The organism is Pseudomonas sp. B6001 (assembly GCF_013386015.1).
In the GTDB taxonomy this organism is placed as follows: domain Bacteria; phylum Pseudomonadota; class Gammaproteobacteria; order Pseudomonadales; family Pseudomonadaceae; genus Aquipseudomonas.
In genome coordinates, this window is the sequence record NZ_JACAOX010000024.1 from 54,457 (window position 1) to 66,979 (window position 12,523).

Sequence of the window (12,523 nt, forward strand, 5' to 3'; positions counted from 1 at the left end):
CGCCCATGAGACCAACCCGCCTGCTGTTGACCTGGCTCGGTGTACTGCTGGGCCTGAGTATCCTGCTCGGCGCACTGGTGGCGCTACAGGTCAAGGTGCCAGACGCCCTGCACTCAGTGACGTGGGGCCTGCTGCTGGCCCTGTTGCTGCTGGCCTTGCTGGATGCCAGCCGCCTGCGCCGCCGGCCGTCCCCGCGCGTGCGACGGCAGATGCCCGGCAGCCTGGCACTGGGGCGCTGGGGGGAAGTGCGGCTAAGCCTGGAGCACGATTATCCCCAGCCGTTGGCGGTCCAGGTATTCGATCATGTGCCTGACGGCCTGGCGGTGGAGGACCTGCCGCAGTCCATCGAACTGCGGCCCGGCGAGCACAGTGAACTGGGTTATCGGCTAAGGCCCCAAAGGCGCGGGCATTTCAGCTTTACCCGCTGTGAAGTGCATCTGCCCAGCGCCCTGGGGCTATGGTCGGCCCGGCGCCTGATCGACGTCAGCGACGCCACCCGGGTCTACCCGGACTTCGCACGCCTGTATGGCGCGCAGTTGCTGGCGGTGGACAACTGGCTCAACCAGCTGGGCGTACGCCAGCGGCAACGGCGTGGGCTGGGCCTGGAGTTTCACCAGCTGCGTGAGTTTCGCGAAGGTGACAGCCTGCGCCAGATCGACTGGAAAGCCACCGCCCGGCAACGCACGCCCATTGCCAGGGAGTACCAGGACGAGCGCGACCAGCAGATCATGTTCATGCTCGATTGTGGCCGCCGTATGCGCAGCCAGGACGCCGAACTGTCGCACTTCGACCACGCGCTCAACGCCTGCCTGCTGCTCAGTTATGTAGCCTTGCGCCAGGGCGATGCCGTAGGGCTGTGCACATTTGCCTGCGACCAGCCGCGCTACCTGGCGCCGGTCAAGGGCGGTGGCCAGCTCAACCTGTTGCTGAATGCGGTGTATGACCTGGACACGTCCCGGCGTACGGCCGATTACCAGGCGGCCGCCAGCCAACTGCTGGCCCGGCAGAAACGTCGCTCGCTGGTGATCGTAGTGACCAATTTGCGGGATGAGGAAGATGAAGAGTTACTCAGCGCCGTAAAGCGCATCAGCCGCCAGCACCGGGTAATGGTCGCAAGCCTGCGGGAGGAGGTCCTTGACCAGTTACGCCAGGCTCCCGTGCAAACCCTGCCCGAAGCCCTGGCCTACTGCGGCACGATCAACTATCTCAATACCCGGGACGAACTCCACGACCGCTTGAACGCCCACGGGCTGTCGGTACTGGACACACTGCCTTCGGACCTGGGTGCCGCCCTGGTGACCCGCTACCTGGGCTGGAAAAAAGCCGGCGCGCTATGAACGCCGGATGCAGCACCTAGGCAGAGGCCTGCAACGGATCAAAGCTGAAGTAATCCAGCAGCGCGCTGATCACCTCCCCATATTCGGCAGGGGCCTGGGATATGCTGAACCCGGAATCGTAATGCTGGGGGTTTATATCCTCATGACACCACAGGCAGGTGGCCGTGAGGTCTACCGCCTGCACCTCACCCTCAGGCCCGGGGATCTTCAAGCGCAGCTCGAACTCCACATCGACCATCATGGGTAACTGGCTGATCAACATCAGGCCCTGCTCGGAAACATTGCCCAGATAGCCGATTGGCTTGTCCGTCAGGCGGTTGAACACTTGAAGGAAGCAAGGTAACTGATGCCGCTCGATCCGTCGGTGAGTAAACATGATGAGGTCGCCATCCAATGGCCATATATGTGGCCGCTCCAGTGATTCGAAACGAGCCTGAAGGCCCGCTCTCCCCGGATATCGGTGCGACAACCGCAAACGGGTTGCCACTTTTACAGCTGCCAAATCCGGGAACGCCATCCGTTTGAATAGAAACCTATACAAACTGACATTCAAAGATTAGCCCAAGACTGGCAACGAGCCAGCTATGGCATGACAAATATCATCACAACGACGCCGGCCGCGGCTGGGCAACGCTCGCGCCGGGGTAATGCCCCAGTTGCTGCAGGGTATCCAAACGGGCACGGGCACGGAATGCGTACTCGCTCGCCGGGTACTGGCTGATGATGAACTGATAGGTTTGCGCCGCATCGACAAACAGCTTCTCGCGCTCCAGGCACTGCCCGCGCAACATCGAGACTTCCGGTTGCACGTAGCGCCGGGAACGGCTTTCACGGTCGACCTGGGACAACTCAAGGGTGACCCGCTGGCAATCGCCCACACCGTAGGCGCGGTACGCATTGTTCAAATGATGGTCCATCGACCAACGGGTGCAGCCGACAACACTGACGGCCAGGGCAGCAATGATCACGATTCGCATGGGGGTTCTCCTGTCTTGTGCAGTGTATCGACCCTTCATCGAAAATCTTCAAGGTTGTTCATCTGTTCATGCAGAGTGAAAACAAGCGAATCATCGATAAGTAGTGCAAACGAACAATGACTACAACCAAAGAGCATAGTAGCCTTCCCCAGCGCTTGAACTCAGGAGTCCGTGCATGTCCGTCCGTCGTACCAAAATCGTCGCCACCCTTGGCCCGGCCAGTAACTCGCCGGAAGTCCTCGAACAGCTGATTCTGGCTGGCCTGGACGTTGCCCGTCTGAACTTCTCCCACGGCATCCCGGACGAGCACAAGGCTCGCGCCAAGCTGGTGCGTGACCTGGCCGCCAAGCATGGCCGCTTCGTGGCGTTGCTGGGTGACCTGCAAGGCCCGAAAATCCGTATCGCCAAATTCGCCAACAAGCGGATCGAGCTGAAGATCGGTGACCAGTTCACTTTCTCCACCAGCCATCCGCTGACCGAGGGCAACCAGCAAGTCGTGGGTATCGACTACCCGGACCTGGTGAAAGACTGCGGCGTGGGCGACGAGCTGCTGCTGGACGACGGCCGTGTGGTAATGCGCGTCGACACCGCCACCCCGACCGAACTGAATTGCACCGTGATCATCGGCGGCCCGCTGTCGGACCACAAAGGCATCAACCGTCGCGGCGGTGGCCTGACTGCCCCGGCCCTGACTGAAAAAGACAAGGCCGACATCAAGCTCGCCGCCGAAATGGAAGTGGACTACCTCGCGGTATCCTTCCCGCGCGACGCCGCCGACATGGAATACGCCCGTAAACTGCGCGACGAAGCCGGCGGCACTGCCTGGCTGGTGGCGAAGATCGAACGCGCCGAAGCCGTAGCCGACGATGAAACCCTCGACGGCCTGATCAAGGCTTCCGACGCCGTGATGGTTGCCCGTGGCGACCTGGGTGTGGAAATCGGTGACGCCGAGCTGATCGGTATCCAGAAGAAAATCATCCTGCACGCACGTCGCCACAACAAGGCGGTGATCGTTGCGACCCAGATGATGGAGTCGATGATCCAGAACCCGATGCCAACCCGTGCCGAAGTGTCCGACGTGGCCAACGCCGTGCTCGACTACACCGACGCCGTGATGCTTTCAGCTGAAAGTGCGGCTGGCCCGTACCCGCTGGAAGCCGTGCAGGCCATGGCACGCATCTGCGTCGGCGCTGAAAAGCACCCGACCAGCAAGACCTCCAGCCACCGTATCGGCAAGGTCTTCGAAAGCTGCGACCAGAGCATCGCCCTGGCGGCCATGTACACCGCCAACCACTTCCCGGGTGTGAAAGCGATCATCGCCCTGACCGAAAGTGGCTACACGCCGTTGATCATGTCGCGCATCCGTTCCTCGATCCCGATCTACGCGTTCTCCCCGCACCGCGAAACCCAGGCCCGTGCGGCCATGTTCCGCGGCGTCTACACCGTACCGTTCGACCCGGCATCGCTGCCGCCTGAGCAAGTCAGCCAGGCCGCGATCGACGAGTTGCTCAAGCGCGGCGTCGTGGAGAAAGGCGACTGGGTCATCCTGACCAAGGGTGACAGCTACCACACCATCGGCGGCACCAACGGCATGAAGATCCTGCACGTTGGCGACCCAATGGTCTGAGTGACCGCTCGCTGAAAAACAAAAGCCCCGCCATGTGAATGGCGGGGCTTTTTGCATTGCAAATTGGCTTGTGTGTTGGCTTTACTGGCCTATTCGCGAGCAAGCCCGCTCCCACATTTGATCGCGTACATCCTCAAGAAACACGGTCGAATGTGGGAGCGGGCTTGCTCGCGAATAGGCCGACCAGTCAACGCTCATTCATCTCCGAGTGATAAACCCCGACAACGCCGCAATCGCCTCCGGCGACTTCAACCTCTGGGTAAACAACGCCCCCTCCTCCTCGATCACCTTGCGCAACTGCTCGCGATCAACGCTTTTCATCAGATGCTTGCTGACCTGTACCGCGCCCGGCGCCAGGGTCTCAAACCGTCCAGCAATTTCCCGCGCCTTGGCCAGGGCCGATTCACCGCTGCCCAATGCCTCGGTGGCAATGCCCCAGGCGGCAGCCTGTTCGCCGGTAAACCCTTCACCCAACAGCAGCAACTCCGCCGCCTTGGCATGCCCCAGCAAGCGCGGCAGGATCAAGCTGGACCCAAACTCCGGACACAGCCCCAGGTTGACGAACGGCATGCGCAACCGTGCATCCCGGCTGACATACACCAGGTCACAATGCAGCAGCAGCGTCGTGCCAATTCCCACCGCCACGCCCGCCACCGCCGCAATCACCGGCTTGCGGCAGTTGAGCAAGCTGCGCATGAAATTGAAGACCGGGCTGTCGAGATCCGCCGGCGGTTGTTCGAGGAAGTCGCCAATATCGTTACCGGCGGTGAAGCACTCGCTGCTGCCCTGGATCAGCACGGCATTCACGCTGGTATCGGCATCCGCCTGCTCCAGCGCCTCGGCCAATTGGCTGTACATGGCGCGGGTCAGGGCATTTTTCTTGTCCGGGCGATTGAGCTGCAAAATCAGCAACCCGCGTTCGCGTTGCTGCAGGATGGCATCGGTCATGACAAATCTCGCGGCTGGGAAATTCAGCGCTCAACCACGGGGCAGGAACACATCGGCCAGCAGTTGATTGCGCGGCAGTCCGGCCAGGAACAGGCGCTTGGAAAAGGCCTCGACACTGGCCGGGTGCCCGCAGAGTAAAGCCAGAGTTTGCCGGGAAACAAGCCGCAGTTGCGCCAACGCCTGCGTCACCTCAGCCGCTGTCCATAGCTCAACGGTCACGTTCGGATGCGCACCAGCCAGCTGGGCCAATGGCCCGGCGAGGTAATGACCGCCCGCGTCATGGGCCAGGTGAATGACCCGGATGGCGCCCTGGTGATCCTGGCGCAAGGCCTCGCGCAACACGCCCCATAGCGGGCCGAGTCCGGTGCCCGAGGCCAGCAGCCAGAGCGGCCGCGATTGCCAGTCGGGGTCGTACTGCAACGCGCCGCCCCGCAATTCGCCCAGGCGCAGGCTGTCACCGGCCTTGAATTGGCGGGCGGCGTCGCTGAATTCGCCGGGCAGGCGGCAATCGATGTGAAATTCGAGAAACGGATCTTCCTGGGGCAGGCTGGCCAATGAATAAGGCCGCGCAACGCTGCCGGCCCACAACACCAGATGCTGCCCCGCCCGGTAGCGCAAGCCGCGTTCGGGTTGCAGCCGCAAGCGCAGTACACTCGGGTTCAACCAATCGACGCTCAGCACCGTCGCCGGCAACCCGTCACGCAGCGGGTCGAAGGCTTCGACCTGCAAGTCACCTGCGACCTGGCACTGGCACGCCAGGCGCCAGCCATCCTGGCGCTGCGCCGGGCTCAGGGCATCCGGCTGGTTGTCCTGGATATCACCCTGGCAACGCACCAGGCAGGCATGGCAGCTGCCGGCGCGGCAACTATAAGGCACGGCCACGCCCGCCTGGTTCAGGGCATCCAGCAGGTTGCTGCCGGCGGCTACCGACCAGTGGCGTTCACCGACGTGAAGTTCAGGCATCAAGGGTCTCGGATCAAAAAGGCGTCTACAGGGAATCACGCCCGGTAGAGTTTGACCATAGTCGGGTGTATCGGCCACCGTGGCGGGTTATACTGCCGCGCCTTTTTAGCGTCGCGCCTGCACCACTTTGGCGTGCCTTGGAAAGGTGGCTTCAGCCGACCGATGCAACACTGACGCCACCTTTATTGAATGTTCCCTTATAGAGGAGCGCGACTCATGACCGTGATCAAGCAAGACGACCTGATTCAGAGCGTTGCCGACGCCCTGCAATTCATTTCCTACTACCATCCCGTTGACTTCATCCAGGCGATGCACGAGGCCTACCTGCGCGAAGAATCGCCAGCGGCCCGTGACTCCATGGCTCAGATCCTGATCAACTCGCGCATGTGTGCCACCGGCCACCGCCCGATCTGCCAGGACACCGGGATTGTCACCGTATTTGTACGTGTAGGCATGGACGTGCGCTGGGATGGCGCCACCATGAGCCTGGACGACATGATCAACCAAGGCGTGCGCCAGGCCTACAACCTGCCGGAAAACGTCCTGCGGGCTTCGATCCTCGCCGACCCGGCCGGTGCGCGTAAAAACACCAAGGACAACACCCCTGCCGTGATCCACTACTCCATCGTCCCGGGTAACACCGTGGAAGTGGACGTGGCCGCCAAGGGCGGTGGTTCCGAGAACAAGTCGAAAATGGCCATGCTCAACCCGTCCGACTCGATCGTCGACTGGGTGCTCAAGACCGTTCCGACCATGGGCGCCGGCTGGTGCCCACCGGGCATGCTTGGCATCGGCATCGGCGGCACCGCCGAGAAAGCCGCGGTAATGGCCAAGGAAGTGTTGATGGAATCCATCGACATCCACGAGCTGAAGAAACGCGGCCCGTCCAACCGTATCGAAGAGATGCGCCTGGAGCTGTTCGAGAAGGTCAACCAACTGGGCATCGGCGCCCAGGGCCTGGGTGGCCTGACCACCGTGCTCGACGTGAAAATCATGGACTACCCGACCCACGCGGCCTCGCTGCCGGTGTGCATGATCCCCAACTGCGCCGCCACCCGTCACGCGCACTTCGTGCTCGACGGCTCGGGCCCTGCATCGCTCGAAGCGCCACCGCTGGACGCCTACCCGGAAATCGTCTGGGAAGCCGGCCCGTCGGCCCGTCGCGTCAACCTCGACACCCTGACCCCGGAAGACGTGCAGAGCTGGAAGCCGGGCGAAACCGTGTTGCTCAACGGCAAGATGCTCACCGGTCGCGACGCCGCGCACAAGCGCATGGTCGAGATGCTGAACAAGGGCGAAACCCTGCCGGTGGACCTCAAGGGTCGCTTCATCTACTACGTCGGCCCGGTTGATCCGGTGCGCGAAGAAGTGGTGGGGCCTGCCGGTCCGACCACCGCCACGCGGATGGACAAGTTCACCCGCCAGATCCTCGAGCAAACCGGCCTGTTGGGCATGATCGGCAAATCCGAGCGCGGCCCGACCGCTATCGAAGCGATCAAGGACCACAAGGCGGTTTACCTGATGGCAGTGGGCGGCGCGGCTTACCTGGTGGCCCAGGCCATCAAGAAATCCCGCGTCGTGGCGTTCGCCGAGCTGGGCATGGAAGCGATCTACGAGTTCGACGTGAAAGACATGCCGGTCACCGTTGCCGTTGATAGCAAGGGCGAGTCGGTACACATCACCGGTCCTGCCATCTGGCAGAAAAAGATCAGTGAAAGCCTGGCGGTAGAAGTGCAGTAAGCATTTCCCCTGCAAGGATAAAAGGCGACCACTACGGTCGCCTTTTTTGTTTCATGCACCTCTCACTGTGGCGAGGGAGCTTGCTCCCGCTCCAGTGCGCAGCGCTCCCATTTTTTTGGGGCTGCTACGCGCCCCAGCGGGAGCAAGCTCCCTCGCCACAACAGCCATGCGCCTCGTGCTATGGTGCTCGCCCCTAATTGCACTGTTCATCTTCGTATGATTGCGATTCCCCGCCCGCTGCGTTTGACCTTCTACTCCTTGCTGATCATCGCCGGCGCGGTACTGGCTGCCGCCCTGGCTACCCGCCACGCCGAACGCCTGGCCCTGGTGGATGACGCCGCCCGCGCCAATCAGCAGCTCATGCTTTATGGCAACTCCCTGCACACCCTGATCGAACGTTACCGCGCCCTGCCCGCCGTGCTGGCCCTGGACTCGGAAATGATCAGCGCCCTGAAGGGCCCGCTGGACACCGCCACCCAGGATTTGCTCAACCGCAAGCTGGAGCGCATCAACGGCGCCGCCCAGTCCTCGACCCTGGAACTGATGGACCGCAACGGCCTCGCCGTGGCCGCCAGCAACTGGAACCTGCCCAGCAGTTATGTGGGGCACAACTACGCGTTTCGCCCGTACTTCAGCCAAACCTTGAGCCAGGGCACCGGGCGTTTTTATGCAGTGGGGGTGACCACCGGGATTCCGGGGTATTTCCTCTCCAGCGCGGTGGTCGGCGAGAACGAGCAGTTCCTCGGTGCCATGGTGGTCAAGCTGGAGTTCCCGGAACTGGAGCGCGAGTGGGCCCAGGGCAATGACTTGCTGCTGGTCAGCGATGCCCGGGGCATTGTGTTTATCGCCAATCAGCCGGGCTGGCGCTACCGCGCGCTGCGTCCGTTGTCGGACAGCGACCACGCCGAACTCAAGGCCACCCGCCAATACGACAAGAAACAATTGCTGCCGCTGGACACCGAAGCCTTGCAACGCTTTGACGAAAACAGCCACCTGATGCGCGTCGACGGCCCCGACGGCAAGGCCAATTACATTTGGGAATCCCTGCCGCTGAAGGCCGAAGGCTGGACCTTGCACCTGCTGCGCAAGCCACAATTTGCCTTTGAAGACCAACGCAACGCCGGCCTCGCCGCCGCCGGCTCATGGCTGGCGCTGGTGTTCCTGGTGCTGTTCCTGACCCAGCGCTGGCGCCTCGCCCGCTTGCGCCAGCGCAGCCGCGAAGAACTTGAACAACTGGTGGAAGAACGCACCCGCGCCCTGCGTACTGCCCAGGATGGCCTGGTGCAATCCGCCAAACTGGCAGCGCTGGGGCAGATGTCTGCCGCCCTCGCTCACGAAATCAACCAGCCATTGACCGCCCAGCGCATGCAGTTGGCGACTCTGCGGCTGCTGCTGGACCATGGCCGGGTGGACGACGCCTACCAGGCCCTGACCCCGCTGGACGACATGCTCACACGCATGGCCGCGCTCACCGGCCACCTCAAGACCTTCGCCCGCAAGAGCCCCAGCGGCCTGCGCGAACGCCTCGACCTGGCGACGGTGGTGGACCAATCCCTGCACTTGCTCGATGCGCGCCTGCGGGACGAAGCCATCGGCACCGTACTGGACCTGACCCGCCCCGCCTGGGTACGCGGCGACGCGATCCGCCTCGAACAGGTGCTGATCAACCTGCTGCGCAACGCCCTCGACGCCATGGCCGACAAGCCACGCAAGCGCCTGGAGATCCGTCTGCACGCCGATCAGCAGCTATGGCACCTGACCGTCAGCGATAGCGGCGGCGGGATCGCCGAGGAAAACCTCAACAGCGTGTTCGACCCGTTCTTCACCACCAAGCCGGTGGGCGACGGGCTCGGCTTGGGGCTCGCCGTGTCGTACGCTATCGTCCACGAACTTGGCGGGCGCCTGAGCGCCGGCAATCAAGGTGACGGGGCGATCTTTACCCTGACCTTGCCCATCGCACTGGAGACGCCAGACCTATGTTGAATGCGGTGATTGTGGTCGACGACGAAGCCAGCATTCGCACGGCCGTCGAGCAATGGCTGAGCCTGTCGGGCTTTGAGGTGCAGTTGTTCGGCCGCGCCGAAGAATGCCTGGCGCAATTGCCGAGGGACTTTCCCGGGGTGATCCTGAGCGACGTGCGCATGCCCGGCCTCAGCGGCCTGGAGTTGCTGGCTGAAGTGCAGCGGCGTGACGCCGACCTGCCGGTGATTCTGCTCACCGGCCACGGCGATGTGCCGATGGCCGTCGAAGCCATGCGCGACGGCGCCTACGACTTCCTCGAAAAACCCTTCAGCCCCGAAGCCCTGCTCAGCAGCCTGCGCCGGGCGCTGGACAAGCGCGGGCTGGTGCTCGAAAACCGCCGCTTGCATCAGCAGGCCGATCACCGTGCCCAACTGGAATCGAGCCTGCTGGGGGTGTCCCGGGGTTTGCAGAACCTGCGCCGGCAAGTCCTGGACCTGGCCGGCTTGCCGGTCAATGTGTTGATTCGCGGCGAAACCGGCAGCGGCAAGGAACTGGTCGCCCGTTGCCTGCATGATTTCGGCCCCCGGGCGAAGAAGCCGTTTGTGGCGCTGAACTGCGCGGCGATTCCCGAGCAGCTGTTTGAAGCCGAGCTGTTCGGCCATGAAAGTGGCGCGTTCACCGGCGCCCAGGGCAAGCGCATCGGCAAGCTGGAATACGCCAATGGCGGTACGCTGTTTCTCGATGAGATCGAAAGCATGCCGCTGGCCCAGCAGGTGAAATTGCTGCGGGTGTTGCAGGAGCAAAAACTCGAACGGCTCGGTTCCAATCAAAGCATCAAGGTGGACTTGCGGATCATCGCCGCCACCAAACCCGACCTGCTGGACGAAGCTCGCGCCGGGCGTTTTCGCGAGGACTTGGCCTATCGCCTGACCGTCGCACAACTGCGCCTGCCACCGCTGCGGGAACGCCGGGAAGACATTCCCCTGCTGTTCGAGCACTTTGCACAAAGCGCCGCCGAGCGCCTGGGCCGCAACTTCGCGCCCCTGAGCGGACCCGCGCTGGGGCGCCTGCTCAGCCATGACTGGCCGGGGAATGTGCGGGAGCTGGCCAATGCCGCTGAACGCCAGGTGCTGGGGCTGGGTGAACCGGAGCCGGAAGGCATCGAAGCCGGGCAATCGTTGGCGGCGCAGCAGGAAGCATTTGAAGCCCATTGCCTGAAAGCCGCGCTGACCCGGCACAAAGGCGATATCAAGGCGGTGCTGGCCGAGTTGCAACTGCCACGGCGCACCTTCAATGAAAAAATGCAGCGCCATGGCCTGGCGCGGGATACGTTCCTCTAACCCGATCGTTCCCACGCTCCGCGTGGGAATGCAGCTCTGGACGCTCCGCGTCCGCCCTTAAAATCGTGACGCGGAACGTCACAGGATGCGCGCCCACGCAGAGCGTGGGAGCGATCTTCGTCGGCGGTTTTCCGCTCATCCCCCTTGATTCATCAGCAATTTTCCGCTCAAAAATTTCCGCAAACCCTTCTAGACCGGGCCTTCATCGGCTTGGCACAGCTCCTGCTATAGCCCAGCCAGGCTGCGCTACCGCGCGCTCCACAAAAACAATTAGATGAAGGATCCTTAAATGGATAACTCCAACTCCCTGCCTCTGGGGTCGGCGGCTGCGCCGGCAAAAGAACGCACCACCTCCAGCCGTATCAGGTCGATCTTCGGCGGATCGGTCGGCAACATGGTCGAGTGGTACGACTGGTACGTCTACGCGGCTTTCTCCCTGTATTTCGCCAAGACCTTTTTCCCGAAAGGCGACACCACCGCCCAACTCCTGAACACCGCCGCGATCTTCGCCGTGGGCTTCCTGATGCGCCCGATCGGTGGCTGGCTGATGGGCCTGTACGCCGACAAGGTCGGGCGTAAAAAGGCCTTGATGGCGTCGGTCTACCTGATGTGCTTCGGCTCGCTGCTGATTGCCCTGAGCCCGGGCTATGAAGCCATTGGTATCGGTGCGCCGATCCTGCTGGTATTCGCCCGTTTGCTGCAGGGCCTGTCGGTCGGCGGTGAATACGGCACCTCCGCCACTTACCTCAGCGAAATGGCGACCAAGGAACGTCGGGGCTTCTACTCCAGCTTCCAGTACGTGACCCTGATCTCCGGCCAGCTCATCGCCCTTGGCGTGCTGATTGTGCTGCAACAGACCCTGACGACCGAGCAGCTGTACGACTGGGGCTGGCGCATCCCGTTCGCCATCGGCGCCCTGTGTGCGGTAGTGGCGCTGTACCTGCGTCGTGGCATGGAAGAAACCGAGTCGTTCACCAAGAAAGAAAAGGCCAAGGAAAGCGCAATGCGCACCTTGATGCGCCACCCCAAGGAACTGATGACCGTGGTCGGCCTGACCATGGGCGGCACCCTGGCGTTCTACACCTACACCACCTACATGCAGAAATACCTGGTGAACACTGTCGGCATGAGCATCTCCGACTCCACCACCATTTCGGCGGCCACGCTGTTCCTGTTCATGTGCCTGCAACCCATCATCGGCGGGCTGTCGGACAAGGTTGGCCGCCGGCCGATCCTGATCGCCTTCGGCGTCCTCGGCACGCTGTTCACCGTGCCGATCCTCACCACCCTGCACACCATCCAGACCTGGTGGGGCGCGTTCTTCCTGATCATGGCGGCGCTGATCATCGTCAGCGGCTACACCTCGATCAACGCCGTGGTGAAGGCCGAATTGTTCCCCACCGAAATCCGCGCCCTGGGCGTTGGCTTGCCCTATGCGCTGACCGTGTCGATCTTCGGCGGCACCGCTGAATACATCGCGCTGTGGTTCAAGAGCATTGGTATGGAAACCGGTTACTACTGGTACGTCACCGCGTGTATTGCGGTGTCGCTGTTGGTGTATGTGACCATGAAGGACACCCGCAAGCATTCGCGGATTACTACGGACTAAGGGTTCGGCAGGCGTAAAAA

At 62.5% G+C, this 12,523-nt stretch carries 10 protein-coding genes; 6 read left to right on the forward strand and 4 right to left on the reverse strand.

Going from position 1 to position 12,523, the window contains the following annotated elements; translation table 11 throughout:
- Positions 1–5: 5 nt before the first annotated feature.
- Positions 6–1,337 (forward strand): DUF58 domain-containing protein, encoded by a 1,332-nt coding sequence (locus HX821_RS25235; protein ID WP_177036701.1) that lies wholly within the window; start codon positions 6–8, stop codon positions 1,335–1,337.
- A gap of 16 nt (positions 1,338–1,353) precedes the next feature.
- On the opposite strand, the gene HX821_RS25240 is transcribed toward HX821_RS25235, so the two are convergent.
- Both HX821_RS25240 and HX821_RS25245 read right to left on the reverse strand, forming a co-directional pair.
- Positions 1,354–1,713 carry a PilZ domain-containing protein gene (locus HX821_RS25240; RefSeq protein ID WP_008432342.1) on the reverse strand — a complete coding sequence of 120 codons (360 nt, stop codon included), beginning with the start codon at positions 1,711–1,713 and terminating at the stop codon, positions 1,354–1,356.
- A 226-nt stretch (positions 1,714–1,939) separates the two neighbouring features.
- Positions 1,940–2,314, reverse strand: coding sequence for a tol-pal system YbgF family protein (locus tag HX821_RS25245; protein ID WP_003214151.1), 375 nt, complete (start codon positions 2,312–2,314; stop codon positions 1,940–1,942).
- A gap of 175 nt (positions 2,315–2,489) precedes the next feature.
- Here HX821_RS25245 and pyk point away from each other — a divergent pair, with 175 nt between their 5' ends.
- Entirely contained in the window at positions 2,490–3,941 is a 1,452-nt protein-coding gene (gene pyk, locus HX821_RS25250) for a pyruvate kinase (RefSeq protein WP_177036703.1), read from the forward strand.
- 198 nt (positions 3,942–4,139) lie between these two features.
- On the opposite strand, the gene HX821_RS25255 is transcribed toward pyk, so the two are convergent.
- Positions 4,140–4,889 carry an enoyl-CoA hydratase-related protein gene (locus tag HX821_RS25255; protein WP_003214147.1) on the reverse strand — a complete coding sequence of 250 codons (750 nt, stop codon included), beginning with the start codon at positions 4,887–4,889 and terminating at the stop codon, positions 4,140–4,142.
- A 30-nt stretch (positions 4,890–4,919) separates the two neighbouring features.
- Entirely contained in the window at positions 4,920–5,852 is a 933-nt protein-coding gene (locus HX821_RS25260) for an iron-sulfur-binding ferredoxin reductase (protein ID WP_102369795.1), read from the reverse strand.
- A gap of 216 nt (positions 5,853–6,068) precedes the next feature.
- Between HX821_RS25260 and HX821_RS25265 the strand changes: the two genes are divergently transcribed.
- From HX821_RS25265 to HX821_RS25280, 4 genes are all read left to right on the forward strand, one after another.
- Complete coding sequence (locus HX821_RS25265) at positions 6,069–7,592, forward strand: fumarate hydratase (RefSeq protein WP_003214142.1); 1,524 nt, start codon at positions 6,069–6,071, stop codon at positions 7,590–7,592.
- Positions 7,593–7,808: 216 nt separating this feature from the next.
- Positions 7,809–9,575 carry an ATP-binding protein gene (locus HX821_RS25270; protein ID WP_008435493.1) on the forward strand — a complete coding sequence of 589 codons (1,767 nt, stop codon included), beginning with the start codon at positions 7,809–7,811 and terminating at the stop codon, positions 9,573–9,575.
- Positions 9,569–10,894 (forward strand): sigma-54 dependent transcriptional regulator, encoded by a 1,326-nt coding sequence (locus HX821_RS25275; RefSeq protein ID WP_008435499.1) that lies wholly within the window; start codon positions 9,569–9,571, stop codon positions 10,892–10,894. Before HX821_RS25270 ends, HX821_RS25275 begins: the two co-directional genes overlap by 7 nt.
- A 289-nt stretch (positions 10,895–11,183) precedes the next feature.
- Positions 11,184–12,503 carry an MFS transporter gene (locus HX821_RS25280; protein WP_177036705.1) on the forward strand — a complete coding sequence of 440 codons (1,320 nt, stop codon included), beginning with the start codon at positions 11,184–11,186 and terminating at the stop codon, positions 12,501–12,503.
- Positions 12,504–12,523 lie beyond the last annotated feature (20 nt).